The sequence below is a fragment of the Pseudomonas sp. GM41(2012) genome (assembly GCF_000282315.2).
Classification (GTDB): Bacteria; Pseudomonadota; Gammaproteobacteria; order Pseudomonadales; family Pseudomonadaceae; genus Aquipseudomonas.
The window spans coordinates 87358-112751 of the sequence record NZ_AKJN02000006.1 but is presented as its reverse complement, the minus strand read 5'-3'; the positions used below and the strand labels follow the sequence as shown (position 1 = coordinate 112751).

Genomic DNA, 25394 nt, shown 5'->3' with positions numbered 1-25394 from the left:
TATACAGAGGTTTTAGCAAAGTCAGCGTCGCAAAGATAGCTGATGCTGAGCAACCAGGTCGGCCATGCTATTGATGCAAAAATCCGCAGGACATTGCTGGGTATCGTTGCCATGCCCACGACAAATCAGGCACAAACCAGCCGATTTTGGCGGCTCGGCAGGAGGCCTGGAGACCTGCAGGATATCTTTGGCTTGCAGGTTATTGTCCTGCAACCAGACACTGTCCTCCAGTGGCTTGCTGACTCGGGAAAGCAAGTCTTCGGGCGTAATTCCCAAGCGCTCACAGAGCTGTTCGCGATCCTCGGCATCACGATCGCAGCACACCAGCAGCCGATAGAATTTGCGCAAATACAACATGGCGCCGGGCGCATCCTCGAACAGCGACCAGTTGCCCACCGATCGGGCGAAACTCATGCCCTCCTCCCAACTGGCCTTGAGCCCGAAGCGCTCTGCCAACTGACGATGGGCGAAGCACAATAAGCCACTGAAACCCAGTTCGGAAAAACGTGGATAGAGCGTGCGTACCGCCTCGTCAAATGCGGCCAATACCTCTTCCCTGCCCAGCACGCCCAGATGATTTTCGAGCAACGGTTGCAGGGCCGTCCAGATACCGGAATCCCGATCGACCAGGACCTCGTCGCAATCGATCAGCAGTGCACGATAATCAGTCAGGTACATGGTGTAGCCTCCCATGATGCATTCATCAATCCATGTGCTCTAAATGCCTCGGTTGGCGCATTGCTACATTGCGCCAACCGAGACCTGAGATTAATCCAACACTCGCAATAATGCCGCTTCAAGAATGGTCAGCGCTTCGTCGATCTGTTGTTCTTCGGTTACCAGAGGAGCAAGGAAGCGCAACACATTTCGGTACACCCCGCATTTGATCACCAACAGCCCGCCAACCCTGGCCTGATCGATCAATTGTTGGGTGAGTTCTGCATCGGGGCTGCGGGCCTCATCGTCTTTGATCAATTCGATTGCCAGCATGAAGCCGGTGCCGCGTACGTCACCAATACGAGGGTGACGTGCCTGCAAGCGCAGAAGGCCTTGACGCAGCCGCTCACCCAATACCTCACCACGCTCAAGCAACTGGTCCTGTTCGTAAGTTTCGATCACTGCCAATGCGGCCGCACAAGCCAGCGCGTTACCGCCGTAGGTGCCACCGAGACCACCGGGTAATGGCGCGTCCATGATGTGTGCACGACCCACCACGCCCGATATTGGCAAACCACCTGCCAGGCTCTTGGCGACGGTGACCAGATCCGGCTGAATCCCGGCGTGCTGAAAACCGAACCATTTTCCGGTACGGCCAAAACCGGTCTGAATTTCATCGAGAATGAGCACGATGCCATGTTGTTCGGTCAGAGTCCGCAGCGCCTGGAGAAACTCCGGCGGCGCGGAGAGGAAGCCGCCATCGCCCTGCACCGGCTCGATGATGATCGCTGCTACCCGGTCTGCAGGAACTTGGGTCGCCAGCAATTCGTTCAGGGCTTGCAGGGCCATCTCGCTGGTAAAACCGCGATAGGCGTTAGGGTACGGGGTATGAAAGACCTCAGGAGCGAAGGGACCGAAGTTCTGCTTGTAGGGCTGGCTCATGCCGGTCAAGGTCGTGCCGAGCAAAGTGCGTCCATGGAAACCGCCACGAAAGGAGATGACCGCTGGGCGATTGGTATGCGCGCGAGCGATCTTCACCGCGTTCTCCACAGCCTCTGCACCGGAGGTAAACAGCGCCGCCTTGTAGGCTTCACGACCACCGACCAACTCGCACAAACGCTGGACCAGGTCGAGATAAGGTTTGTAAGCCACTACCTGGAAACAAGCATGGCTGACCTTTTGCAATTGGGCTTGCACCGCCGCGACCACCTTCGGGTGATTGTGACCGATGTTCAACACGCCGATGCCACCGACGAAGTCCAGGTAACGCGCCCCATCCACGTCCCACACCTCGGAACCCTGGGCACGATCGATAACCAGCGGGTGTGCGGTGACCAAACCCCGTGGCACGAATTGATCGCGTTGACGGAGCAAACTCGGGGTTTCTTCGACTTTACTGTTCATTGGCATCTCTCATGGTGGGCCTGGCAGCCGGGAAGCGGCTGCGATGTGGTTCACAGGTTAAGCTTTCGACGCAATTGTCTAAGCCGAACTTGGCCTCTGAGAAATTCGGATCGACTGTTTTCACCCCGGCAAACAGCAGATTCCTTCAGCGGCGGCCAGCCCCATGGAATCTGCCGACATACGCCCCATACAACGCAACGTTATGCGTTTAAGCAGATTCTTTCGACATATCCTGCTCTGCCACTCGGGCATGCTGGATACCCCCAATCTAATGCGAGAAGTTACCCATGGCCCTGCTCTATAAAGCTGACCCGGTGCGCGGCGAACAATGGAAGCGTCTATTCGCTGAGCACGCTCCGGATATCGAATGGCGTGCCTGGCCAGACATCGGCGATCCGCAGGACATTCGCTACCTGGCGGCGTGGCAGGCGCCGGACGATCTCGAAACATTGTTACCAAACCTGCAGGTACTGTTCGCCTTGTCAGCCGGGGTCGACCAACTTGACCTTGACCGCCTGCCAACGACCCTGCCGGTGGTACGTTTACTCGACCCGAGCATCACCCGGGGCATGTGCGAGTACGCCACTTTTGCGGTGCTGAGCCTGCACCGGGATATGCTCCGTTATCGCCAGCAACAAATGGCTCGGTGCTGGCAGGCTCACCTGCTGCAACCGGCAGCCAAACGTCGGGTAGGCGTCATGGGCCTCGGTACGCAGGCTCAACAGATTCTGGCCACCTTGCAGACCTTTGGGTTCGCCTTATCGGGCTGGGCACGTAGCGAGCATCGTATTGCCGGGGTGGACTGCTTTGCGGGGGACGAGCAACTTCCGGCCTTCCTCGGCCAGTGCGACATAGTGCTTTGTGTCCTGCCATTGACCGAGCAGACAAAAGGGATTCTCAACCGTCAGTTGTTCCAGCACCTGCCCAAAGGCGCTGCCTTGGTCAACATGGGCCGCGGTGGGCACCTGATAGAAGAGGATCTGCTTGAGGCTTTGGCCAGCGGTCAGCTCAGCGCGGCGGTGCTAGACGTGCTGGAACAGGAGCCGGCGGCGCCGGACCATCCCTTCTGGCACCATCCGCAAATATTGCTGACACCGCATATCGCTGCGATGACCCAACCGGAAAGTGCGTTTAGCGTGTTGCTGGAGAATATCCGCCGTCATCAACGCGGTGAATCAATGCTTGGCCTGGTTGACCTCAAGCGAAGGTACTAACCCGCAGTTGTCGAACTCGACGGCAACCACACCATCGCGCACCAGATTCAATCGACACAGTGCCTTTCTCTTTGGTCTGCATCCCGAAAACCAACCCGGTATTTACTGCCGACCTTGCGCCTCATTTGAGCAATAACTGTGGCCCGCAGAGCCGTCGCTTACGGAATCTACCGAATCAATGGGGGCCTCTTGTCAGGCCTCGCCGCAGGTGAGATACAAATACTTTCAGCGGAAAAATCCGACCGATTAAGCTCCCTGTCAATGGAGACCTGACATGTCCAACTCGCAACGCTCTGCATATCTCTATCGCCCCATGACCTCGGCCGATGTGGCGTCAGCCCACGCCTTGTCCGTACAGTTGAAGTGGCCCCATCGCCTGGAAGAATGGGCCATGTTGCAGCGCATCGCGAAAGGTTTTGTCGTGGAAGACGAAGGCCGCCTGATCGGTACTGCGTTCACCTGTCCGCAGGGACATTACGCCACCATCGGTCTGGTGATCGTCAGTGATGAGTACCAGGGCCAGGGTATAGGTCGCAAGCTGATGGAGCTGGCACTTGAGGCATGCGGATCACGTACCGCCATACTCAATGCGACGCTAGCCGGTGCTCCACTTTATGCCAGCCAGGGATTCATTGACTTTGGACATATTCAACAACATCAGGGGCACGCACTGGCTCCTGTACCAAATGACCTGGCAGCCGATGAGCACTGCCGCGCGCTGACCGAAGCCGATCGGAACGACCAGATCGAACTGGCCAACGCCGGCAGTGGCCTGAACAGACACGCCGTGCTCAATGATCTATTCGATATTGTCGAACACTCGGTTGGTATCGAACGCGATGGTCAGCTGCGCGCCTTCGCCATGCTGCGTCCATTCGGCCGTGGTCGCTGCATCGGCCCGGTCATCGCAGAAAATCCAGAGCAGGCCAAGCACTTGATCGCGGTGTTTTTGGCCCAAGTGCCAAACGCATTCGTGCGCATGGATATACCGTCCGATAGCGGGCTGGCCTCTTGGCTCGAAGACGCCGGGCTGAAGCACGTCGACACCGTTGCGCAAATGGCTCGTGGCACCCCACCGCAGGCTATCGGCGCAGTGCGCCAGTTTGCGCTGGTGACTCAGGCCATCGGCTGACAAACCCGGCGTTACACCCAATGCATTTTCCTGGAGAAACACTTTCATGCTCGAACACACTGCAGTGCTGTTGGCACACGCCGACGGCAGTCCCGCTTCAACAAAATTCACCCCCGGTTCGTTGGGGGCCACCGATCCTTTCGACCGGCACATTGCTTATCTAGGGGCGGATGACATCGCTGCCGGCGTGGTCCAGGCGAGCGGACAGTTCAATGTCGATGACTATCCCTACAGCGAAACGATCGTGGTTCACGCGGGACGCGTCACCCTGCAGAGCCAGGATCACAGGCTCCAACTAAATCCCGGCGACAGCGCCGTGATCGCCCGCGGTACGTCGCTCCAGATCGAGGCGCAACCCGACTCTCTCTGGGCATTCTGCGCGGATACCCAGCTCGTCGAAGAGCGCCATCCCGGGCTCACCGCGCTCCCCCCGCTAACCCTGCTCTCTCCCTCGGCGGCACCGGGGCCAGAAATTCTGCTAAGCCCGGCACCGCAATGTCGCTCACACAATTTGTTTGTCGAAGAACCGACCAACCTGCGCATCGGCGTCTGGGATTCGACACCCTATACCCGCGGGGCGAGGCCGCACCTGCTGCATGAACTGATGCACCTGATCGAAGGCAGCGTCACCCTCCAGCTGGCGGACGGGATCGATCTGACAGTCAACACTGGCGATACGGTATTCGTGCCCCGAGGTGCCCCATGCGCCTGGAATAGCAGCGCCTATGTACGCAAGTTCTACGTCGTCAAGTAACTCGAAACACGTTAGCACTGGCAGACGGATTCTCCTCTGCTGGCCCCACCACAAAACCGATCAATCACTTGCGGAGCTCAGACAATGGGATTAGGTGGCTTCAGTACCGGAAAACTCCTGATCATCCTGTTGATCGTGGTCATGCTGTTCGGAACCAGGCGCCTGAAAGGTTTGGGGTCGGACCTCGGCGACACGATCAGGGGGTTCCGCAAATCCATGGGCGACGATAAGCCAGTCACTGAGGAGCCCAGGGACCCGCCCATTGACGCTCAGGCGCGCACGCTCGAAGACTCGGTAAAAAAATACTGAACCCTAATCTATATCGGCTTTAGCGAACGGCTATTGATGGTCCAGACAGCTCTGAATAGATCACCAACCGTGGCGTTGAAGCTCATGGGCGTGGCAAATGTCCAAGCCCCAGTCAACCATTCAAATTGAGGTGAGAAGCGGAAATGGAAGTGCAGTCGATGTCAGACAAGTCGGTCGCTGGGGAAGCATTCTGGGAGCGCGTGCGCGCAGCCTATCCGGAGCAGCGCCCCCTATTGAACCTGAACAACGCGGCCGTGAGCCCGCCGCCGCTGGTGGTAGAGCAGGCTATGATCGATGCCTATCGGCTGATCAGCCAAAATCCGGACGTCAATATGTGGAGCAAGCTCGACGCCGAGCTCCCTACGATCAAGCAACAGCTGGCTGACATGGCCGATTGCGATCCTGATGAGATCGCCCTGAACCGTAACTCATCCGAAGGCTTGTCGACAGCCATCTTCGGCATCCCGTTGAAGGCCGGCGACCAGGTGCTGGTCTCACTGTGGGACTATCCGAGCGTAATAGCCGGATGGCTGCAGCGCCAGCAACGCGAAGGCATCGAAGTGGTGACCGTCGACTTTGACCTGATGGACGATGAGGAAATCATCGTGAAAGCTTATGCGCAGGCAATTACACCACGCACCCGGGTGATCCAGCTGACCCACATGCTGCACTGGACCGGGCGGGCCCTACCGGTAAAGCGCATCTGTGCGCTAGCCCGGGCGCGAGCGATTATCACAGTGGTGGACGGTGCCCAGACGTTTGCGCAGATGCCACTCAGCTTCCGCGAACTTGATTGCGACTACTTCGTCACCAGCCTCCACAAATGGCTGGGTGCGCCGGTCGGCAATGGCATGCTGATTGTCAGACGCGACCGAATCGACAGCACCTGGCCGTTGCTAGGGCCTTTCGACCCTCCGCCGCTGCAGATCGACAAGTTCGATCATTGGAATCTCGGCACCTATAACTCGGCGATACAGGCAGGCATTGTCCCGGCTATCCGTTTCCATAAAGAGATCGGCACGCAAACCATTCACGCGCGTCTACAGGAGCTGACCCGCTACTGGGTTGACCTCGCCAAAGACATTCCCGGTTTCAGGCTTCACACGCCACTTGATACCGTCGAGCTGGGCGCAGTAAGCCTGTTCTCCATCGATCAATGCGATGCTCGATGGGTTGAGCAGGAACTTCGAAACACCCACAAGGTGCATGTCAAGTTCCGCCAGATCAGGCACATAAGCGGACTTCGGGTGTCGCCGAGCATCTACACGCAGAAGAGCGATCTGCGCCGCTTTGTCGAGGCGCTAAAGCAGGTGGTTGCAAGCAGATAGGCCGGTGGACTGCCTGACAACGAATAGAGGATGCGTCTGCACACACCTTTCTGATCTCATCGTTCTAAGCATTGAGATCAGAAAGCTGCCTTAAGTTTTTCGAGTCCGGCAACCTGTTAGATTCCGTCACCCGGGGAGTAGAAAGGGTTGACCAAATCGTAACTTTTTACCAGGCGCTCGATGCTGCCATCACCGTCCAACTCCGCCAGAACCTTATCGAGACTCTGCATGAATTTTGGCTTGTAAAGGTAGGCCGAAGCATTGAGCCGGATATAACCAAGGTAGCCCGCCTCACCGGAGAGCCAAGGTCCTTCGACTAACCAGTTGAGATCATTTTGGGCTTCGGCATAGCTGTAGGGTGGATAGCCCGCGTCACAGAGAATGACCACGTCTATTGGCGCGCTCGCCCAACTCTTGGCGTGCATGGCGCAACCCACCAAAACCATCAATAACAACCGCATACTCGACGTCCTTCACATTCCTTTGATCCCTCTTCGCTGGCCCTTCGCACACTGAAGGAAAGAGCCGTTAGAAGCGGTTCCACTGCGCAGGCGCTCAACAGGCCACCTTGAGAAGAGACTGTCAGAGGGGTATTTGCGCGCGATAAAAAAAGCCCGCAGTGAGACGGGCTAAAAGGGTGACACACAAGAATGAATAGAGCGGTCAAACCGCCCTGGTGTTACCTCAGCTCAAAGCGCCGCGGCGATTGCCATACCGACATCCTGAGTCGAGCCCTGCCCTCCCAGATCGGGGGTGATCGGCCCCTCGGCGATGACCTGCTCGATGGCCTTGAGAATGCCGTCATGAGCCGCACGATAGCGCTCATCGCCATTGCCCAGGAAGTCCAGCATCAAGGCACCGGACCAGATCATCGCAATCGGGTTGGCGATGTTCTGCCCATAGATGTCCGGCGCCGAGCCATGCACTGGCTCGAACAGCGACGGAAAGCGCCGCTCCGGATCAAGGTTGGCCGACGGCGCAATACCGATGGTCCCGGCGCAGGCCGGCCCCAGGTCGGACAGGATGTCACCGAACAGGTTCGACGCCACGACCACATCAAAACGGTCCGGTTGCAGCACGAAACGCGCGCAGAGAATGTCGATGTGCTGCTTGTCCCAGGTGATGTCCGGGTACTGCGCCGCCATCAATGCGGTGCGTTCGTCCCAGTACGGCATGCTGATGGAAATCCCGTTGGACTTGGTCGCCGCCGTCAGGCGTTTGCGCGGTCGGGTGTGGGCCAGCTCGAAGGCAAACTTGAGAATCCGGTCCACGCCGCGTCGGGTAAACACCGACTCTTGCAGCACGAACTCATGCTCGGTGCCTTCGAACATCTTGCCGCCCACCGACGAATACTCGCCCTCGGTGTTCTCGCGGATCACCACGAAGTCGATGTCCCCCGCTTCGCGTCCGGCCAGAGGACACGGCACGCCGGGAAACAGCCGCACCGGACGGATGTTCACGTATTGGTCGAAGTCACGGCGAAACTTCAGCAGCGAACCCCACAGGGAAATGTGGTCCGGCACTTTGTCCGGCCAGCCCACAGCGCCGAAGTAGATCGCGTCGAAACCCTTGAGCTGCTCGAACCAGTCGTCGGGCATCATTTGCCCGTGTTCCAGATAGTAATCGCAGTGCGCCCAGTCGAGCACTTCGATGCTCAGATCCAGCTGCCATTTCTTCGCGGCTTGCTCCAGTACTCGCAGCCCTTCCGGCAGGACTTCCTTGCCAATGCCATCGCCGGCAATCGCGGCGATTTTGAATGTCTTGCTCATCAATCTGCCTCCCGTGTCTGTGAATTACAGCCCACCGATGTGGAAGGCTTTGACTTCAAGGTATTCATCCAGACCGTACTTGCTGCCCTCGCGGCCCAGGCCTGATTGTTTGATGCCGCCGAACGGGGCGACTTCCATGGAAATGATCCCGGTGTTGAGGCCGATCATGCCGAACTCCAGCGCCTCGCCGAAACGCCATGAACGACGCAAGTCCTGGGTGAAATAGTAGGCACCCAGACCGTAAGGCGTGGCATTGGCCAGCGCGAGGGCTTCGACTTCATCGGTAAAGCGCATCAGCGGCGCCACCGGGCCGAAGGTTTCTTCGTTGGCCAGCAGCATGCCCGCGTGGGCCTCGCCGAGGACCGTCGGCTGGACAAACTGGCTGTCGCCCTCGGGCATGCCGCCGCAGAGCAAACGTGCGCCCTGGCTCAGGGCATCGTCGATGTGCCGGGCGACTTTGCTCACCGCCGCCGGGTTGATCAGCGGGCCGATGGTGACGTCGGCGTCCAGGCCGTTACCGATCTTGAGCTTGCCCACCTCCTCCACCAGGCGCTGGGCGAAGCGTTCGTAGATGCCGTCCTGCACCAGAATGCGGTTGGCACAGACGCAGGTTTGCCCGGCGTTGCGAAACTTGCTGAGCATGATGCCGGCCACCGCCTGCTCCAGATCGGCATCGTCGAACACAATGAACGGCGCGTTACCGCCCAGTTCCAGGCTCAAGCGCTTGATGTGTTCGGCGCTCTGGCGCATCAACAAGCGGCCGACGGCGGTCGAGCCGGTGAAGGAAATCTTGCGCACGCTCGGGTTGCCGGTCAGCTCTTCGCCGATGCCGGCGGGCATGCCGGTCAACACGTTGAACACCCCGGCCGGGATGCCCACGCGCTCGGCCAGTACCGCCAACGCCAAAGCAGACAACGGCGTCAGGTCCGAGGGCTTGACAATGATCGGGCACCCGGCCGCGAGGGCCGGCGCGCATTTGCGGGTGATCATCGCGTTGGGGAAATTCCACGGGGTAATCGCGGCGCACACACCCACCGGTTGCTTGAGCGTCAGCAGTCGGCGGTCACCGCTGGGGGCCGGCATGGTTTCGCCGTAGACCCGTCGGGCCTCCTCGGCGAACCATTTGACGAAACCGGCGCCGTAGCGAATTTCGCCTTTGGCTTCGTTCAACGGTTTGCCCTGTTCGCAGGTCATGATCAGCGCCAAGTCGTCGAGGTTATCGATCATGGCCTGATACCAGCGCTCGAGCAGCGCCGCACGTTCTGCTGCCGGGCGAGCGCGCCAGGCCGGCCAGGCTTTTTCGGCCGCTTCGATGGCGCGACGGGTTTCCGCACCTTGCATCGCCGGTACGCGGCCAATCAACTGGCCGGTGGCCGGGTCGATGACGTCCAGGGTTGCGGCGTTGTCGGCGCCGATCCACTGCCCGTCGACATAGGCGAGTTCTGCCAGCAGGCTGGGGTCTTTCAGGAAATTCTTGAGCATGGTCGAGTCCTGTTTCGAGACAGCCTTCAGTCTATTGAGTCGCCACAGGCGAGGATGCTGAAAGCGCCACCCCAGCAGCCTTGAATGCTGAAAATCAGCATTCGACGGCAGGCTCTACTGTTGGTTTGTGATGGCTATCGTGGCGGTCCCCGGTGCCGAGAGGCAGCCGGTCATCGAGCATGGATAGGGCGCAACGAGTCTGGATCAGACAATGAAATGCTTGACCATGCTATTCAACTCGCTGGCCAAGCCCGCGAGTTCCCGACTAGAGGCCTGGCTCTGACTGGCCCCGGCCGAGGCCTGCTGGGAAACATCACGGATATTGAGCAGGTTGCGGTCCACCTCACGAGCAACATGGGACTGCTCTTCGGTGGCACTCGCAATGTATAGATTGCGTTCGTTGATCTGGGCAATGTCGTCGACGATGGCATTCAGTGCCACGCCTGCCGCACGAGCGACCTCCAGGGCTTCGCGGGTTTTACCGTTACTGCTTTGCATAGCCCGCAGGGTGCCCTGACTGCCTTTTTGCACCAAGCCGATGATGCTCTCGATCTGTTTGGTCGATTCCTGGGTTCGTTGCGCCAAGGCCCGGACCTCGTCGGCCACTACGGCGAAACCCCGTCCGCTTTCGCCCGCGCGGGCCGCCTCGATCGCGGCATTCAGGGCGAGCAGATTGGTTTGCTCGGCAATGCCTCGAATCACATCCAGCACCGAGCCGATATCACCTATCTGGCCTGCCAGGGCATGCAGGGCCCCCGCAGTATCCTCGATATCCTCGGCCAACGATTCGATGGTGCCGACTGTACGGCTGACGCTCTCCTGGCCTTGACGCGAGCGCTGGTCTGCTGTCTGGGATACCTCCGAGGCACAGGCGGCATTGCGCGCCACCTCTTCGATCGCGGCAGTCATTTCGGTGACCGCAGTGGCGGCCTGGTCGAGCTCGCCGCTCTGCCGTTGCAAACCACGGGTGGCGTCATCGGTCACTGCATTCAACTGAGCGGATGTCGTGGCCAGCCGCCCGGAAGAACTCAGCACCTGTCTGACCGTACCACGAAGGTTCATTTGCATGCGCTCAAGCGCTTGCAGCAGGCGCGCCGCCTCATCCATGCCAACGATAATCAGTGGTTGGGTCAGGTCACCCTTGGCGATACGCTCGGCTGCCGTCATGGCAATCGCCAACTGCTTAAGCAGTCGCAGCACGATCAAGGTGGCCAAGGTGCCGCCAGCTAACAACAGCGCCAGCAAACCTGCGGACATCAGGATGACGCTCTGCCGGGCGCTGTCGCGACGTTCTATCAGCGCGTTATCGAGCGCCGTCAGCGCTGAACGGCCAAGGGCATACAAGGCGTCAACAGGTTTGTTGTAAGCAGTCAAATAGTCGCCGACCGGGTAATTCAGCTTAAGCGCGTACAAGGCATCGGCAGGCTCGTTATTTCCTGCGGGGCTTGCGCTGGGCGCGAAATCCATGTCCATTTCGACGACCGATACCAATCGCGCATTGCTGAGTTCAAGCGCCTGCCGGATTTGCGGACCTAGTGCCGTTAGCGGCGCTTCTAGTAAAGCCTTGAGTTCCGGCTCGGCGGCACTCGCCTTGGTCAAGGCACGTGCAGCCTTGTCAACGCTGCTCAGCGCCTGGGTGGCCAAGCCACGCAGCGCACCTTGTTGCTCAGGCAGGATCCGACCCTGCGCCAGATACAAGCCGCCGGCACCACGCAACTGACCCAACAACTCGGTGGCTTGCGGCAACTCGATCAAGGCGCCCGCCATCAACGAGTACGTCCCTAACACTGGATCAAGGGACAGTTTGAAGTGATCGAGCATTGCGTCCTCGATCAGCAGATAGGCTGCGATCAACTGGCTGTGCCGGACCAGACTCTGCGGGCTCTTGACTGCGGCCTGATCAACCTGGCCGGCCAATTCTTGCCATTGTTGCTGCGCCTCTCGCCAGACGGCCAGAATGGTGGGGGCGACTTGGGCCTCCTGTAAAACCTGGTCGGTTGCTTCGACGGCGCGATCCACTTCGGCCTGCTTGTCCAGACGGGCTTTGTTGAAGTCCCGATTGCCGGTTAGCACGACGGATGCCAGATCGCGATGCTGCTGTGTCAAGTGGATTAGCTGGAGCAACGCCTGCACTGGTCTTATGCCGCGCAGCTCCAGATTTGTCTGGTGGCTATTCTGATACGCACCCAGTACGTAGAGGCTGGTAGGAATGGCAATCAGGGTCACGGCTAGCAAGCCGAGCAAGGCGAACTTGCCAGCGAATGACAGGCGCTCAAGCACTTTCATGGGGGAACTCCGGAAGGGTTGCGAGTGGCTGGCGGTTTTTCTGAATAGGCGCAGTCAAGCAAGCCTGGGAAGCCTTTCTCAGCACTTCCCACACTGTCAGCACGATGAGCGGATGAACTCAAGCTCAGGACATCACGCCTTCCTGAACGCCACGCCATAACAAGGCCATAAGCGCGGTGAGCGAGTGTTCGGAGTAAGCAAACGATGCACTAAACCCGCATCGAGCCTAATAACCCTTGTAGAAAGTGCTCCCCGGCTTCCATCTGGCTAATCTCGATGAACTCGTCAGGCTTGTGTGCCTGTTCTATCGAGCCTGGGCCACAGACCACCACCGGCACATCCAGGCGTTGTTTGAACAACCCGCCCTCAGTGCCGAATGAGACTTTGGCAGTGCCGGTATCCGGCGCGGCGAAGTTTTTCAGAAAGCGCACCGCCTCGACACTCGGGTGGGTATCGAGGCCGGGATAGACGTTCAGCGTTTCAATTTCGATATCCGCCACGCTGGACAGCTTTTTAGCTTCGCGCACGATCACTTCGGCACGCTCGCGCATCTGCTCCAGAAACTGATCCAGATCGTCCGCCGGCAAGTTGCGCACTTCGAAATCCAGGGTGCACAGGTTCGGCACGATGTTCAGCGCCTTGCCGCCGACAATCTGCCCGACATGCACGGTACTGAAGGGCACGTCATAGCCGGCATCCTGGGCGCCCTGCTCTTGCAGTTGCTGCTGGCTCTGACGCAGCGCAGCGATGAAATCGCAAGCCACGTGAATCGCATTGACCGAACGCGGTGCCAGAGAGGAATGCGCTTCCAGGCCACGACAGTAAGAGCGGTAAGAACCCTTGCCCTTGTGCCCAAGCACAAACTGCATGTTGGTCGGCTCACCGATCACGCAAAGAAACGGTCGCACCGGCGCCAGATGCAACACATCCAGCAAGCGTCGAACACCCACGCAGCCGATTTCTTCGTCATGGGACAGCGCCAGTTGCAAGGGCCGACTCAACGGATGATCGGCGGCATCGAGCATGGCGTCGATAGCCAGCGCGACAAAGCCCTTCATATCGCAACTGCCACGGCCATAAATCCGTCCGTCCTGCACGGTCGCCTGAAACGCCGGGAAGGTCCAGGCTTGCCCTGCTGCAGGCACCACATCGGTGTGCCCGGACAACAAAATCCCCGGCACCTCCCGCGGCCCGGTACTGGCGAACAGGTTGGCTTTTTTACCGGTGGAATCCTTGACGATCAACGACTCGATGCCCTTGGTCAGCAGCAGATCGCGCACGTACTCGATCAAGGCCATGTTCGACTCCGACGACACGGTGTCGAAGGCCATCAGACGTTTGAGAATGTCCAGTACGCGGGGTTTCATGAGGCCTTGCTCCGTTGCTCGGCTGAAGAAGCGAACCGGTTGATGGAGAACGGTGAAATCGAAGTGCTGGTGCTACCGGTACTGATCAGTTCGGCCATCACGTCGCCCACGCCCGGACCCAGCTGGAAGCCATGGCCGCAGAAGCCGAAGGCATAAAACAAGCCATCAACAGTGCCGCTGGGGCCCATGACCGGCAGGGAATCAGGTAAGTAGCCTTCGATGCCGCTCCACACCCGGATGATGTTCAGGTTGCCGACTCCCGGCAGCAGGCGGCGCATCTGCTCCATCTGATTGAGGATGCTGCGTGGCTCGACATAGGCCCGGCGATTGAGCATGTCCGGCTTGCTGCGATAACCGCCGCCGATGACGATATTGCCGCGGGGTATCTGGCGGAAATAAATCACTTCCTCGGGAATTTTGGTGTACACACCGATCACCGTCGGCAAGGCATACGGCACCGGTTCAGTCACGGCCATCTGCGGGCCATGGGTTTCCAATGGCACCGGCTCGCCGAACTGCGCCGACAGTTTCTGGCCCCAGGCGCCGGCGGTGATCAACAGCTGAGCGGCGCTGAATTGGCGGCCATCGGTGGTGGTGACATTGAACTCGCCACCGACCTTTTGCACCTCGGCCACTTCAGTGCGCTCTTCGATCCGCGCACCAAGGCGTCGTGCCGCGCGGGCAAATGCCGGGGCGGCCAGACGCGGGTTGGCATGCCCATCGTGGGGAGCATAAGAGCCGCCCTTCACATCCGGGCCGAGAAATGGAAAGCGCTTGTGCAACTCGTCGCCACGAAAGATCTTCAGGTCCAGCTGCTCTGCCTCAGGGGCATCTGCGTAGGCTTGCAGCTCGGCGATCTCGTCTTCGCGGTAACACACCCGCATATGCCCGCTGGCGATGAATTCCAGGTCATCGTCGATCAGTTCCGGCAGACGCTTCCACAGCGCCCAGGAGCGATTGGCCAGTTCCAGCTGCCCGAGGTAACGCCCCTGGCGTCGCACGTTGCCGAAGTTCACGCCGCTGGCGTACTGACCGATCTGGTCGCGTTCCAGCAGAATCACCGACTGCCCGCGCTGGCGCAGGAAAAACGCCGCCGCCGAGCCCATCAGGCCGCCGCCGACAATCACGACATCGGCTTTGTGTAGCGTCATGACGACACCTCCTCGGTGAGCATCGAAAGGGGTTTGACCGGTGCCTGACCGCGCTGACGACCGACCTGTTCCACGCAAACGCCGGAGGCCGCAGCAATCACTTCAGCCCCGGCCTGGGAGCAATAACGGCCCTGGCAGCGGCCCATGCCGACCCGGCTGAACGCCTTGGCCCGGTTGACTTCGCAGGCGCCTTTTTCCCGGACCACGGCCCGTAACTCGCCCGCGCTGATCATTTCGCAGCGGCAGACGATGGCCGTGTCCGGCAACGCTTTGGCTTGCGCCGCCGGCCAGGGAAACGCCTGGGCCAGACCCAGACGAAACTCATCCATTACCGCCAGCGCGTGCCGTTGTTCGTCGCGCAACCCGATGTTCACCGGTTGCTGAAGATCCTCCAGCAGCGCCATGGCCACTAGTCTTCCGGCGTGCTCGGCGGCATCGGCACCGCGAATTTTCGAACCGTCGCCGGCGGCATATACACCGCTGACCGAGGTCCGACCGTCTTCATCGACGGCCAGCCACCATTGGCCGGACGCTTCATCGAAGCGCATACGGCAACCGGCCAGGTCGGCCAATTGGGTTTCCGGGCGCAAGTGATAACCCAGGGCCACGGCATCGCAATCCACCGCCAAGGTCTCACCGCGCGCCGTGCGCACGCTTACGCCACTAACACCACTGGCCGCATCGCCGAGCACTTGCAGCGGCGAAATGCCCAGATGCACCGGGATCTTCGCTCGATAGAGCTGCGCCAGCAGTTTCATCCCGGTGAACAGCAAGCCGGGGCGTGCCAACAGCTTGGGCAATGCGCCGATTCGCTTGCTCAACGGCGAGGTGTCGAGCACCGCCGCCACCTTGGCGCCAGCCTTGACGTATTGGCTGGCGACCAGATACAGCAGCGGCCCGCTGCCCATGAACACCACGCGGTGACCGATGGACACGGCCTGGGACTTGAGCGCGATCTGCGCCCCGCCGAGGCTGTAGGTGCCCGCCAATTGCCAGCCTTCGATTGGCATCAAGCGGTCGGTGGCGCCGGTGCACAGGATCAGGGCGTCGTACTCCACCATCGAGTGCTTGCCCTGGCTAACGCAGCACAGTTGCCCCGGCGTCAGGTTCCACACCAGGGTGTCCGGACGGTAGTCGATCTGCCCGCGCAAGCGGTCGAAGCTCTGGTGCAGGTCGTTGGCCTTGGCGGCTTCGGTGCCATACAGCGTGGCGTAATCGCGGGTAAAGCCTTCGGGTTGGCGACGGTAGATCTGCCCGCCATCCCGGCGATTTTCATCGATCAGGATGGGCTTGAAACCTGCGGCGACCAGGGTTTCGGCACAGCGAATACCGGCCGGCCCGGCGCCGACGATAACGACTCGGTGAGTGCTCAGCCGCGCAGTGGCCATATCGCCTCCGGTTGTGTGGTGACAATATCCAGCCCTTCACGGACCTCATTGGAACAGGCGCGTAGACGCTCGCCGCTGCGGGTCCAGACCCAACAATCCTGACACGCGCCCATCAGGCAGAAACCGGCGCGGCGACCCGAATCGAATTCAGATTGGCGCAACGCCGAACCCTGGGTCAGCAACGCGACCATCAGCGTATCGCCCTGTAGCGCCTCGATGGGCTTGCCGTCTACCTGCAGTTTGATGGTGGGCCGGCCCTGTTCGGCCAGCCTTACGAAACGCCCGTTCATGCATAGGCTCCTGCGTTCATGCTGTTGGAATCCTGCTGGGTTTTCAGCAATTCGGCACTGTCGTGATGACAAAGGACTTCACTGCCGCCAACAATCAACCGACGGTCCGGCGGGACGCAATTGCACAGGCCGTCAACCCGTACCGGGCAACGGTTGAGGAACGTGCACAGCCCAGGCACATTGGCTTTTGCGCCAATGGGCGGCAGCGAGCCGCAGGTCGTTGTGCCGCAGCCTTCCAGCCAACCCTGGCGCAACTCCGGTACCGAATGGATCAACAGGTCGGTGTAGGGATGGAAAGGCGCCTGGGCGTACGACTGGCGAGTGCCGGCCTGAATCTTGTGGCCGCTGTACATCACCACAATGTCGTCGCACAGCGCGCGGACGGTGGAGATGTCGTGACTGATGAACAGATAGGAAACGCCCAGCTCCTGACGCAGGTCACGCAGTAGTTCGAGAATCGCTGCACCCACCACGGTATCCAGCGCGGAGGTCACTTCATCGCACAGAATCAGATCCGGCTTGGCGGCCAGGGCCCGGGCCAGGTTGACCCGTTGCTTTTGCCCGCCGGACAGTTCATTCGGACGACGTTCGGCCATGGCTCGCGGCAAGCGCACCAGATCCAGCAACTCGCCGATACGTTCGCGCAGTGCGGCGCCCTTAAGGCCGAAATACATTTTCAGAGGACGACTCAGAATCGTACTGACACTGTGCATCGGGTTGAGCGCGGTGTCGGCATTCTGAAAGACCATCTGAATGCGGCGGAACTGTTCGTCCGTGCGCTCGGACAGGCTGCCGCCCAAAGGCTGGCCATCGAAAGTCAAACCGCCGAGTGCCGGCGTCAGCAACCCGGCCACCACCCTCGCCAGGGTCGACTTGCCGGAACCCGACTCACCGATCACGCCGATGGCCTGACCTCTGCGAACCGTCAGGTCGATGTCTTCCAGCACGCGAATTGCCGGCATGCCTTGCGAGTTCTTGTTGCCGTAACCGGCGGTCAGGCCCTGGATAGTCAGTAAAGGCGTGTCTTCAGCGATACCGCAGGGTGGACGGATCGTGGTGTCCGGCCGTGCTGCCGCCAGCAAGCTGCGGGTGTATTCGTGGGCAGGGCCTTTGAGCAATGGCGCCGTGGCACTCTGTTCGAAAATTTCGCCACCATTGAGCACCACGATCTGATCAGCCATCTGCGCGACCACAGCGAGGTCGTGGGATACATAGACTGCCGTCGCGCCACGTTCGCGTACCACCCGTTTGAAGGCACGCAGCACGTCGATCTGGGTCGTCACATCAAGTGCCGTGGTCGGTTCGTCGAGCACCACCAGCAGTGGATCGCTGATCAGTGCCATGGCCGCCATCACGCGTTGCAGTTGCCCGCCAGAGACCTGATGAGGATAGCGCTGGCCAATGCGATCGGGGTCTGGCAGGGCCAGGTCGCGGAACAACTCGATGGCCTTGGCCTCAAGCACAGCCCGGCTGCCCAGACCATGAATCAACGCGCCCTCCACCACTTGGTCGATGAGTTTTTTCGCCGGGTTGAACGCCGCCGCAGCGCTTTGCGCGATGTACGACACCCGATTGCCGCGCAGGCCTTGCAGCTCGCTTTCGCTCAACGCCAGCATGTCGTGTTCGCCGATTTGCACCACACCGCCTGCCAGCCGACAACCGCGCCGGGCATAACCGAGCAACGCCAGGGCGATGGTGGTCTTGCCGGAGCCAGACTCACCGATCAATGCCAGCACTTCACCCTTTTGCAGGGAGAAGCTGACGCCCTTGACGATTTCCACCTCACCGAGCTCGCCACAGGCGACCACTCGCAGGCCCTGGACTCGAATCAATTCGCTCATTTCAATGGCCTCCCGAACGTCGACTACGCAGCGACGACAGCCGGTCGATAAACAGATTCACACCGATGGTCAGGGTGCCGATGGCCAGGGCCGGAATTACGATGGCCGGTGCACCCTGGTTGAGGCCGCCGATGTTCTCGCGCACCAATGAGCCAAGGTCGGCGTCAGGCGGTTGCACCCCGAGGCCGAGGAAGCTCATGCCACTGAGTAACAACACGATGTAACCGAAGCGCAGCCCCAGATCCGTCAGCACCGGGTTGAGAATGTTGGGCAGGATTTCCACGCAGGCGACGTACAGCCGACGCTCGCCGCGAGTACGGGCCACTTGCACGTACTCCAGCGCTTCGATATTCACCGCCATACTGCGGGCGATACGGAACGCGCCCGGGGTGAAACTCAATACCGCCGTGCAGATCAGCAAGGTGACCGAAGAGCCGAAGGCCGAGACCATGATCAGCGCCAGCATCTTGCTCGGGATCGAAATGAAGGCGTCCATCAGGCGACTGATCAACTCATCCAGCCACTTTGGTGAAACTACTGACAGCAATGCGAAGCTGGTCCCCAGACCGCTGGCCATTACCGCGGCCACCAATGCCAGGCCGACGGTGAAGCGTGCGCCGACGAGGATCCGGCTGAGCATGTCGCGGCCCAGGTAATCGGTGCCGAATGGGTAAGCAATGCTCAGGTTGTCGAATACATTATCAGAGACCACTTCCCCTACCGGATGTGGCGCCAGCCACGGGCCGAAGATGGCCACCAACAACCAGATCACACACATCGCAGCACCGGCCAGGCCGAGCCAGGACCCATGGGAGACCTTGCCCCCCGCCAGTTCGGGCGCAGCAGGCGGCGATTTCACAATGAGATTGTTCATTGATTTCTCAGCCTCGGATTGGAAAGAATCGCGCACAGGTCGGCAATCAGCACCAACGTCAGATACGCCGTACAAAACAACATGGTGCAGGCCTGAACCAGCGCCATGTCGCGGTTCGTCACTGCGTCGACCATCAAACTGGCGATGCCGGGGTAGTTGAAGATCGTCTCGACGATCACCACCCCACCTAACAGATAGGACAGGCTCAGAGCGATGGCATTGGCAATCGGCCCGATGGCATTGGGCAAGGCATGGCGCAGGACGATCCGCATCTTGCTCACGCCTTTGAGCCGGGCCATTTCCACGTAAGGACTGTCGAGCTGATCGATCACCGCCGCCCGGGTCATACGCGCCATTTGCGCGACGATGACGCAGCACAGCGTCATCACCGGCAACGCGTAAGTGCGCAGGAATTGCAGTGGTGTGGTGATTTCGCTGGAATAAGACAACGCCGACAACCAGCCCAGGTTCACCGCAAAAATCAGCACCGCCAGGGTCGCGACCAGAAACTCCGGCACCGCCACCATGGTCAAGGTGAAAAAGCTGAGGAAGCTGTCGATGCGCCCACCGCGGCCCATCGCTGAGCCGACGCCCAGGATCAAAGCCACCGGCACTGACACCAGCGCCGTGGTGGCCGCCAGCATCAGGGTGTTGGGCACTCGCCCGGCCATCAAGTCGCTGACCGGCATGGCGTTGGATACCGACACTCCCATCTCACCGCTGAGCAGGCCCATCAACCAGTGCAGGTAACGCAACACACCAGGCTGATCCAGCCCCATTTTCAGGCGCAAGGCTGCCACCTGTTCGGGCGTGGCGAATTGCCCCAGAGACTGTTGCGCCGCGTCCCCCGGCAGCACCGCCGTGATGGCGAAAACCACCATGGACACAATCAACAAGGTCACGATCGCCGCGCCCAGGCGCCGGCCGATCAACCACAGTGTGTTGCTATTCATCACCCTATCCTCATGCAATATCGCTGCAGCAAAAACCCGACTGTTATCAAGCGTCCAGCCAGATCTGCTCGGAGAACATGTACCCCATGAAACCGCCCAGGGGGTTGGTGCCATAGCCTTTGACGCGCTGGTCGACGCCATCGATGTTGCTGATGAATACCGGAATGCCGATACCGCTGTGCTCATGCACCAGGGTTTGCATATCTGCATACATCTTGCCGCGCTTGGCCTCGTCGGTTTCACCTCGGGCTTGTACTAACAGCTGGTCGAACTGTTCGTTTTTCCAGCCGGATTCATTCCAGGGTGCTGTCGACTGGAAGAACTGCGAGAAAAGCATGTCGGCATTGGGCCGCGGGTTGATGTTGCCGAAGGTCAGCGGATGCTTCGCCCAGTGATTGGACCAGTAGCCATCGCCCGGCAGGCGGTTGACGTCGAGCTTGAGCCCGGCCTCTTTGGCCGACTGTTGCAGCAGCACGGCGATGTCCACTGAACCGGTGGCGGCCGGCGAGCACATCAGCGGCATAGAGATGCTTTCCATGCCGGCCTTTTTGAGCAGAAACCTGGCTTTTTCCGGATCGTAGATACGTTGTGGCAGGTCGGCGTTGAAGAAGCGCGCACCGGGTGCAATTGGGTGATCGTTACCGACCCTCGCGTAGCCACGGAATATCGCCGATTTGATCTGTTCCCGGTCCAAAAGCAATTTCATGGCCTGGGTGAATTCCGGGCTTTGGCCTGGCATCTGATCCTGACGGATGATCAGGTCAGTGTAGTTACCCGACGGCGAGTCCACGACTCGATGCTTGGTGCTGCCCTTGATGCGGACCGTTGAGCGCGGGTTAACCTCGTTAATGATCTGCACATCGCCCGATAACAGCGCGTTGACCCGTGACGGCTCGTCGGCGATACCGATGAATTCGATCTCGTCCAAGTATGGCAAGCCCGGTTTCCAGTAACTGGTGTTACGCACACCGATCGAACGCACACCCGGCTTGAACTCCTTGACCTTAAACGGACCGGTACCGATCCCCTGACTGAAGTCGCTCGTGCCTTCGGGCACGATCAGCAGGTGGGAAATGGCAAGAATCGACGGCAGTTCAGCATTTGGGCCGCTCAATTGTATCTGCACTTCGTGGGTGCCGTTGGCCTTGACTTCGGCGAACTGCTCCGCCAGTGGCAGGACCTTGGAACCGGTGATTGGATCCTTGTGCCGCAACAGAGAAAACACCACATCGGCGGCTGTCAGGGCCTTGCCGTTATGGAAAGTCACTTCCTTGCGCAGGGTGATGACCCAGAGCTTGGCGTCAGTGGTTTCAATGCGCTCGGCCAACTCCAGCTGCGGGACCATATGGCTGTCGAAACGCGTCAGGCCGTTGTAGAACATGTAATGACGCACGTAGTCGGTTGACGATGAGCCCTTGGCCGGATCGAGGGTGTCGGCGGTGGAAGAGGTCTGACCGGCAACGCGAATCCGTCCGCCTGGTTTTCCTTTGCCAGGGGTTGCGGCTTCTTCATCGGCAAACAGCTTGCCGGCGGCGCCGAACAGACTACTGGCACCCGCGACAGCCACCCCGGCCAACCCCAGCATCTGCAACGCATTGCGGCGCGACATGCCGCGATTGAGCCCTTCGAATACGCGCAGACTTTCTTCACCGGTGATCAACTGGGAGTCGATATTTTTTTTGTTGTCAGTCATGTCAGATCTACCTTTCGTCAATGATAGGGCTCGATTGCTGGCGATTAAGCGCAGCGTGATTGAAACGTAAAAATGAAAAGCAACCACATGAACTCAATGTAGATAGTCCTGCAGGCGGTAATACGCACCTACCAGAGGCAGAAACCAGGGCTTGCCGAAATGACCGGGAATTGCCGGCCAGTCGAGTTCGCGCCAAGGATTGGCTTCGACCTTGCCGGCCATGACCTCGGCCATGACCTGCCCCATGTGCACCGACATCTGCACCCCATGACCGCTATAACCCATGGAGTAATAAACACCTCCATGCTGGCCGGCCCGGGGCAACCGATCAGAGGTCATGTCCACCAACCCACCCCAGCAATAGTCGATCTTCACGCCCGCCAACTGCGGGAACATCTGGACCATCGCCGCTTGCAACACTTTGCCGCTCTTGGCGTCGGAAACGCTGTCAGACATGGCAAACCGCGCACGGCCGCCAAACAGCAAGCGGTTGTCCGGCGTCAGGCGGAAGTAGTTACCGATCATGCGGCTGGTGACATAGGAACGCCGTGCCGGTAGCAAGCTGTCGATCAGGGCCTGCGGTAGCACCTCGGTGGCGATAACGAAACTGCCCACCGGTACGATCCGCCGCCGATACCAGCCCAATCCGCCCTGCTGGCACGTGCCTGTGGCCAGTAAAACCTGCTTGGCGTGCAGCGAGCCCTTGGTGGTGTTGACCTGATAGCCGCCGGCACGGGCTTTCCAGTCCGTCACCGACACACCTTGGAAAATCAATGCGCCGTGACGTGCCGCCGCCTCGGCCAGCCCGACACCGAAGCGCCCAACGTGCATCTGCACGCCGTTGCGCTGCAGCAGCCCACCATGGAACTGGGCCGAATTGACTTCCACGCGGGCCTCTTGCGCGGACAGCAACTCGACATCGGCATCGACCTCTCGCCGAATCAATTCGCAGGTGCGCGCCAGGCCTTCGTAATGCATCGGTTTGGCGGCCAGTTTGAGCTTGCCATTGCGTTTGAGGTCGCAGGCAATTTGCTCCTGCTCCACCAAAGAGACGACGCTCTGTACGGCGCTTTCATAGGCCTGGTAATAAGCACGCGCCTTATCAGCGCCAAGGCTGGCACTGAGTGCTGCGTAGTCCTGGGCAACGCCGGTGTTGCACTGGCCGCCATTGCGCCCCGAAGCTTCGCCAATCACCCGCCCAGCTTCCAGCACCACCACACTGGCCCCCTTCAAGGCCAAGGTGCGGGCCGCCGCCAGGCCGGTGAGACCACCACCGACGATGGCCACATCGACCTGCCCGGGCAATGCACCGAGCTGAGCACCGGTGAATGCCGGTGCGGTATCGAGCCAATAGGACTCACTGCCCATGTCTAACCCCTTTCGCCTTGAAGAGTGCCTTGAGACTCAGAGACCGACCAACCCGGCCAACCCGCCGATATCGGGGATCTGGTGGTAGCCATAGACGGCATTCGCCGGCTGTTCATGACCACGGGCAACGAAGGCCTTGTTCTTGATCTTCATGTCGTGGGCCGGCATCAGGTCATAACGGAAGCTCGAGGACACATGTAGAACGTCCTCCGGCCCGCAGCCGAGGTTGTCGAGCATGAACTCGAAGGCAGCCAGGCGCGGCTTGTAGGCCTGAGCTTGCTGGGCAGTGAAGACTTTATGGAAAGGCGCGCCGAGCTTGTCGACGTTGGACATGATCTGCTCGTCCATCGCGTTGGAGAAAATCACCAGCGGAATCTTGTCGGCGATTTTCGCCAGGCCAGCCGGCACGTCAGCATGCGGACCCCACGTCGGTACGGCATCGTAGTAAAGCTGGCCTTCGCCTTTGTACTCGACACCCCAACGTTTGCAGACCCGCGCCAAGGAGGTCTTGATAATCTCATCATATGGCCGCCAGTCACCCATCACCTGATCCAGGCGATAGGCGGAGAAGTCCTTGACGAATTGATCCATTTGCTCGGCAGGGACACGATCGGCGAACAGTTCGCGCGTCATGTTTCCCATTTGAAAGTTGGTCAACGTGCCGTAGCAGTCAAAGGTAATAAACTTGGGTCGAAGAAAGCTCATGAGTGCAGTCCTGGATGATTGTTGAGGTCATGACGGGGCAAGCAGTTACACCGTTCGGGAAGCATCGGTGCAACGCTGCATCACGGAATTATTACAACACCAAGAGACCATGCATAAACTGTTAAAAGTATAGGCTGCTTGGTACAAACCACCGTTTTGCAGGGCTTGCTCAGCAGACTTTGCGGGATGCTCCAGACTCAGGCGCTCCACCCCTGTTTCTATGCCTTTGTGGACTGTTATGGTGCGCCGACGAGCCATGCACAACGCAACGTGCGGCAGAATCTACGACTGGTGGAACGAGAACGGGCGCATCCCCTGAGGATACGCCCGCTGATTGTGCTGCGAGGGAGAGACGGGGCCAATTACCACCGGAGTCGGTGTTCGCTGTAACAGGGAAGCGGTCAAATGAGCAAAATTTGATACCTGAAAGAAAAGATGTAATCCCCTCAACAGATATTTGAATAACGCCGATCATGCATCGCCAACCGGTGCTGACCAACGAAGTGATCCGTGCTGCTTCTCGCCCTGATCATGCTTTCAATGCATCTTCCAGGAATGCCACCAATGCCTGTACGCGAGGGCTGCGGAGTTTGCGTGAGGGCACCAACAGGTTGATCGGTGCGCTGTCGAATTGCCAATCCGCCAACACCCGTATCAGGCTGCCGTTGGCGATTGCGTCACTGACATCCCATTGCGAACGTAACACCAACCCCAAGCCTTGCTCGGCCCAACGCCGGGCTACGCTTCCATCGTTGCTCAACAATACGGGTTCGATGCGCAACGTTTTGCGCCCCTGCCCCTTTCGCATATGCCACAGCGTGACATCTTCATCATTCTCACGAATGCAAATGCAGCGATGCTCGGCGAGTTGCTCCGGCAACGACGGTACACCGTGCTGCTCAAGATAGGCCGGACTGGCGCATAACCATCGGTTGTTTTGTGTGAGTGGCCTGGCGATCCACAGGCTGTCGTTGAGGTTACCGATGTGGATCACCGCATCGCTGTCGTGACGATCAGGCCACGGCGTTTCGCGTAAATCCAGGTGCAGGCACAGCTGTGGATGCAACCTGGCAAAACGGGCCAGCAGAGGCGCAATGCGCTGTCGCCCATAGCCGAACGGCGCCGCCAGCCTGAGTGTGCCCACCAGCCGCTCGTCTTGTTGCTTGAAGGATTCCGGGAGCGCATCCAGCTGTTCCAGCAAGATCGCGCATTCACGGGAGAAACGCTCACCATCGACAGTAAGACTCAGGCGCCGGGCATCGCGATTGGCCAGGGTCAGACCCAGCAGCGTCTCCAGTTTACGCAGACGCATGGACAACGCCGGTGGTGAGACATTGAGGACTCTGGCGGCAGCGCTTAAAGACTCGGAGCGCGCCAGCGTTACGGCCAGACGTAGGTCTTCGACGGAGATCATTCAATTTTACTTAAT

Annotated in this window: 22 protein-coding genes; 5 read left to right on the top strand and 17 right to left on the bottom strand. The window is 59.7% G+C overall.

Annotated features, from left to right (window positions below):
• Nucleotides 1-21 precede the first annotated feature (21 nt).
• On the bottom strand, nt 22-678 hold the full coding sequence (locus tag PMI27_RS25060) for an HAD family hydrolase (protein WP_008146531.1): 657 nt from the start codon (nt 676-678) through the stop codon (nt 22-24).
• A gap of 90 nt (nt 679-768) precedes the next feature.
• Nucleotides 769-2061 (bottom strand): 4-aminobutyrate--2-oxoglutarate transaminase, encoded by a 1293-nt coding sequence (gabT, locus tag PMI27_RS25065; RefSeq protein ID WP_008146534.1) that lies wholly within the window; start codon nt 2059-2061, stop codon nt 769-771.
• Between the two features lie 287 nt (nt 2062-2348).
• On the opposite strand from gabT, the gene PMI27_RS25070 reads away from it, so the two are divergent.
• From PMI27_RS25070 to PMI27_RS25090, 5 genes are all read left to right on the top strand, one after another.
• Nucleotides 2349-3275, top strand: coding sequence for a 2-hydroxyacid dehydrogenase (locus PMI27_RS25070; RefSeq protein WP_008146536.1), 927 nt, complete (start codon nt 2349-2351; stop codon nt 3273-3275).
• A 274-nt stretch (nt 3276-3549) separates the two neighbouring features.
• Complete coding sequence (locus PMI27_RS25075) at nt 3550-4407, top strand: GNAT family N-acetyltransferase (protein WP_008146538.1); 858 nt, start codon at nt 3550-3552, stop codon at nt 4405-4407.
• A gap of 46 nt (nt 4408-4453) precedes the next feature.
• Nucleotides 4454-5161 (top strand): cupin domain-containing protein, encoded by a 708-nt coding sequence (locus PMI27_RS25080; RefSeq protein WP_008146540.1) that lies wholly within the window; start codon nt 4454-4456, stop codon nt 5159-5161.
• Nucleotides 5162-5245: 84 nt separating this feature from the next.
• A complete protein-coding gene (gene tatA, locus PMI27_RS25085) occupies nt 5246-5470 on the top strand; it encodes a twin-arginine translocase TatA/TatE family subunit (RefSeq protein ID WP_008146543.1) in 225 nt (74 codons plus the stop codon).
• Between the two features lie 143 nt (nt 5471-5613).
• The gene (locus PMI27_RS25090; protein WP_008146545.1) at nt 5614-6798 is read left to right on the top strand and encodes an aminotransferase class V-fold PLP-dependent enzyme; all 1185 of its coding nucleotides are present in this window, start codon (nt 5614-5616) and stop codon (nt 6796-6798) included.
• A gap of 116 nt (nt 6799-6914) precedes the next feature.
• Here the strand turns inward: PMI27_RS25090 and PMI27_RS25095 are convergent, their stop codons facing one another.
• The 15 genes from PMI27_RS25095 to PMI27_RS25165 form a co-directional block, all read right to left on the bottom strand.
• Nucleotides 6915-7259, bottom strand: a complete 345-nt coding sequence (locus tag PMI27_RS25095; RefSeq protein WP_008146547.1) for a hypothetical protein — start codon at nt 7257-7259, stop codon at nt 6915-6917.
• A 228-nt stretch (nt 7260-7487) separates the two neighbouring features.
• Nucleotides 7488-8567: a tartrate dehydrogenase gene (locus PMI27_RS25100; RefSeq protein WP_008146548.1), complete on the bottom strand. Its 1080-nt coding sequence runs from the start codon at nt 8565-8567 to the stop codon at nt 7488-7490.
• 24 nt (nt 8568-8591) lie between these two features.
• Nucleotides 8592-10049 carry an NAD-dependent succinate-semialdehyde dehydrogenase gene (locus PMI27_RS25105; protein ID WP_008146550.1) on the bottom strand — a complete coding sequence of 486 codons (1458 nt, stop codon included), beginning with the start codon at nt 10047-10049 and terminating at the stop codon, nt 8592-8594.
• 204 nt (nt 10050-10253) lie between these two features.
• Nucleotides 10254-12335: a methyl-accepting chemotaxis protein gene (locus PMI27_RS25110; protein WP_008146552.1), complete on the bottom strand. Its 2082-nt coding sequence runs from the start codon at nt 12333-12335 to the stop codon at nt 10254-10256.
• A gap of 209 nt (nt 12336-12544) precedes the next feature.
• On the bottom strand, nt 12545-13702 hold the full coding sequence (gene argE / locus PMI27_RS25115) for an acetylornithine deacetylase (RefSeq protein ID WP_008146554.1): 1158 nt from the start codon (nt 13700-13702) through the stop codon (nt 12545-12547).
• A complete protein-coding gene (locus tag PMI27_RS25120; protein WP_008146556.1) occupies nt 13699-14853 on the bottom strand; it encodes an NAD(P)/FAD-dependent oxidoreductase in 1155 nt (384 codons plus the stop codon). The genes argE and PMI27_RS25120 overlap by 4 nt, the downstream gene beginning before the upstream one ends.
• Nucleotides 14850-16241, bottom strand: coding sequence for an FAD/NAD(P)-dependent oxidoreductase (locus tag PMI27_RS25125; RefSeq protein WP_024164526.1), 1392 nt, complete (start codon nt 16239-16241; stop codon nt 14850-14852). Before PMI27_RS25125 ends, PMI27_RS25120 begins: the two co-directional genes overlap by 4 nt.
• Nucleotides 16223-16531 carry a (2Fe-2S)-binding protein gene (locus PMI27_RS25130; RefSeq protein ID WP_007904408.1) on the bottom strand — a complete coding sequence of 103 codons (309 nt, stop codon included), beginning with the start codon at nt 16529-16531 and terminating at the stop codon, nt 16223-16225. Before PMI27_RS25130 ends, PMI27_RS25125 begins: the two co-directional genes overlap by 19 nt.
• Nucleotides 16528-18372, bottom strand: a complete 1845-nt coding sequence (locus tag PMI27_RS25135) for an ABC transporter ATP-binding protein (RefSeq protein WP_008146462.1) — start codon at nt 18370-18372, stop codon at nt 16528-16530. The genes PMI27_RS25130 and PMI27_RS25135 overlap by 4 nt, the downstream gene beginning before the upstream one ends.
• Before the next feature lies 1 nt (nt 18373).
• A complete protein-coding gene (locus PMI27_RS25140) occupies nt 18374-19246 on the bottom strand; it encodes an ABC transporter permease (protein WP_008146460.1) in 873 nt (290 codons plus the stop codon).
• Nucleotides 19243-20199, bottom strand: a complete 957-nt coding sequence (locus tag PMI27_RS25145) for an ABC transporter permease (protein ID WP_008146458.1) — start codon at nt 20197-20199, stop codon at nt 19243-19245. Before PMI27_RS25145 ends, PMI27_RS25140 begins: the two co-directional genes overlap by 4 nt.
• Before the next feature lie 46 nt (nt 20200-20245).
• Nucleotides 20246-21892, bottom strand: a complete 1647-nt coding sequence (locus PMI27_RS25150; RefSeq protein ID WP_008146455.1) for an ABC transporter substrate-binding protein — start codon at nt 21890-21892, stop codon at nt 20246-20248.
• Nucleotides 21893-21985: 93 nt separating this feature from the next.
• Complete coding sequence (locus PMI27_RS25155) at nt 21986-23260, bottom strand: NAD(P)/FAD-dependent oxidoreductase (protein WP_008146453.1); 1275 nt, start codon at nt 23258-23260, stop codon at nt 21986-21988.
• A 36-nt stretch (nt 23261-23296) separates the two neighbouring features.
• Complete coding sequence (locus PMI27_RS25160) at nt 23297-23965, bottom strand: haloacid dehalogenase type II (protein WP_008146451.1); 669 nt, start codon at nt 23963-23965, stop codon at nt 23297-23299.
• Nucleotides 23966-24494: 529 nt separating this feature from the next.
• Nucleotides 24495-25379 carry a LysR family transcriptional regulator gene (locus PMI27_RS25165; RefSeq protein ID WP_008146447.1) on the bottom strand — a complete coding sequence of 295 codons (885 nt, stop codon included), beginning with the start codon at nt 25377-25379 and terminating at the stop codon, nt 24495-24497.
• Between the last annotated feature and the right edge of the window lie 15 nt (nt 25380-25394).

Coding starts and splice junctions, on each gene's coding strand:
- PMI27_RS25090 (WP_008146545.1), top strand. CDS start 5,614: ATGGAAGTGCAGTCGATGTCAGACAAGTCGGTCGCTGGGGAAGCATTC.
- PMI27_RS25145 (WP_008146458.1), bottom strand. CDS start 20,199: ATGAATAGCAACACACTGTGGTTGATCGGCCGGCGCCTGGGCGCGGCG.
- PMI27_RS25070 (WP_008146536.1), top strand. CDS start 2,349: ATGGCCCTGCTCTATAAAGCTGACCCGGTGCGCGGCGAACAATGGAAG.
- PMI27_RS25125 (WP_024164526.1), bottom strand. CDS start 16,241: ATGGCCACTGCGCGGCTGAGCACTCACCGAGTCGTTATCGTCGGCGCC.
- PMI27_RS25100 (WP_008146548.1), bottom strand. CDS start 8,567: ATGAGCAAGACATTCAAAATCGCCGCGATTGCCGGCGATGGCATTGGC.
- PMI27_RS25155 (WP_008146453.1), bottom strand. CDS start 23,260: ATGGGCAGTGAGTCCTATTGGCTCGATACCGCACCGGCATTCACCGGT.
- PMI27_RS25060 (WP_008146531.1), bottom strand. CDS start 678: ATGTACCTGACTGATTATCGTGCACTGCTGATCGATTGCGACGAGGTC.
- PMI27_RS25080 (WP_008146540.1), top strand. CDS start 4,454: ATGCTCGAACACACTGCAGTGCTGTTGGCACACGCCGACGGCAGTCCC.
- PMI27_RS25130 (WP_007904408.1), bottom strand. CDS start 16,531: ATGAACGGGCGTTTCGTAAGGCTGGCCGAACAGGGCCGGCCCACCATC.
- PMI27_RS25160 (WP_008146451.1), bottom strand. CDS start 23,965: ATGAGCTTTCTTCGACCCAAGTTTATTACCTTTGACTGCTACGGCACG.
- PMI27_RS25120 (WP_008146556.1), bottom strand. CDS start 14,853: ATGACGCTACACAAAGCCGATGTCGTGATTGTCGGCGGCGGCCTGATG.
- PMI27_RS25140 (WP_008146460.1), bottom strand. CDS start 19,246: ATGAACAATCTCATTGTGAAATCGCCGCCTGCTGCGCCCGAACTGGCG.
- argE (WP_008146554.1), bottom strand. CDS start 13,702: ATGAAACCCCGCGTACTGGACATTCTCAAACGTCTGATGGCCTTCGAC.
- PMI27_RS25075 (WP_008146538.1), top strand. CDS start 3,550: ATGTCCAACTCGCAACGCTCTGCATATCTCTATCGCCCCATGACCTCG.
- PMI27_RS25135 (WP_008146462.1), bottom strand. CDS start 18,372: ATGAGCGAATTGATTCGAGTCCAGGGCCTGCGAGTGGTCGCCTGTGGC.
- PMI27_RS25095 (WP_008146547.1), bottom strand. CDS start 7,259: ATGCGGTTGTTATTGATGGTTTTGGTGGGTTGCGCCATGCACGCCAAG.
- PMI27_RS25165 (WP_008146447.1), bottom strand. CDS start 25,379: ATGATCTCCGTCGAAGACCTACGTCTGGCCGTAACGCTGGCGCGCTCC.
- tatA (WP_008146543.1), top strand. CDS start 5,246: ATGGGATTAGGTGGCTTCAGTACCGGAAAACTCCTGATCATCCTGTTG.
- PMI27_RS25105 (WP_008146550.1), bottom strand. CDS start 10,049: ATGCTCAAGAATTTCCTGAAAGACCCCAGCCTGCTGGCAGAACTCGCC.
- PMI27_RS25110 (WP_008146552.1), bottom strand. CDS start 12,335: ATGAAAGTGCTTGAGCGCCTGTCATTCGCTGGCAAGTTCGCCTTGCTC.
- PMI27_RS25150 (WP_008146455.1), bottom strand. CDS start 21,892: ATGACTGACAACAAAAAAAATATCGACTCCCAGTTGATCACCGGTGAA.
- gabT (WP_008146534.1), bottom strand. CDS start 2,061: ATGAACAGTAAAGTCGAAGAAACCCCGAGTTTGCTCCGTCAACGCGAT.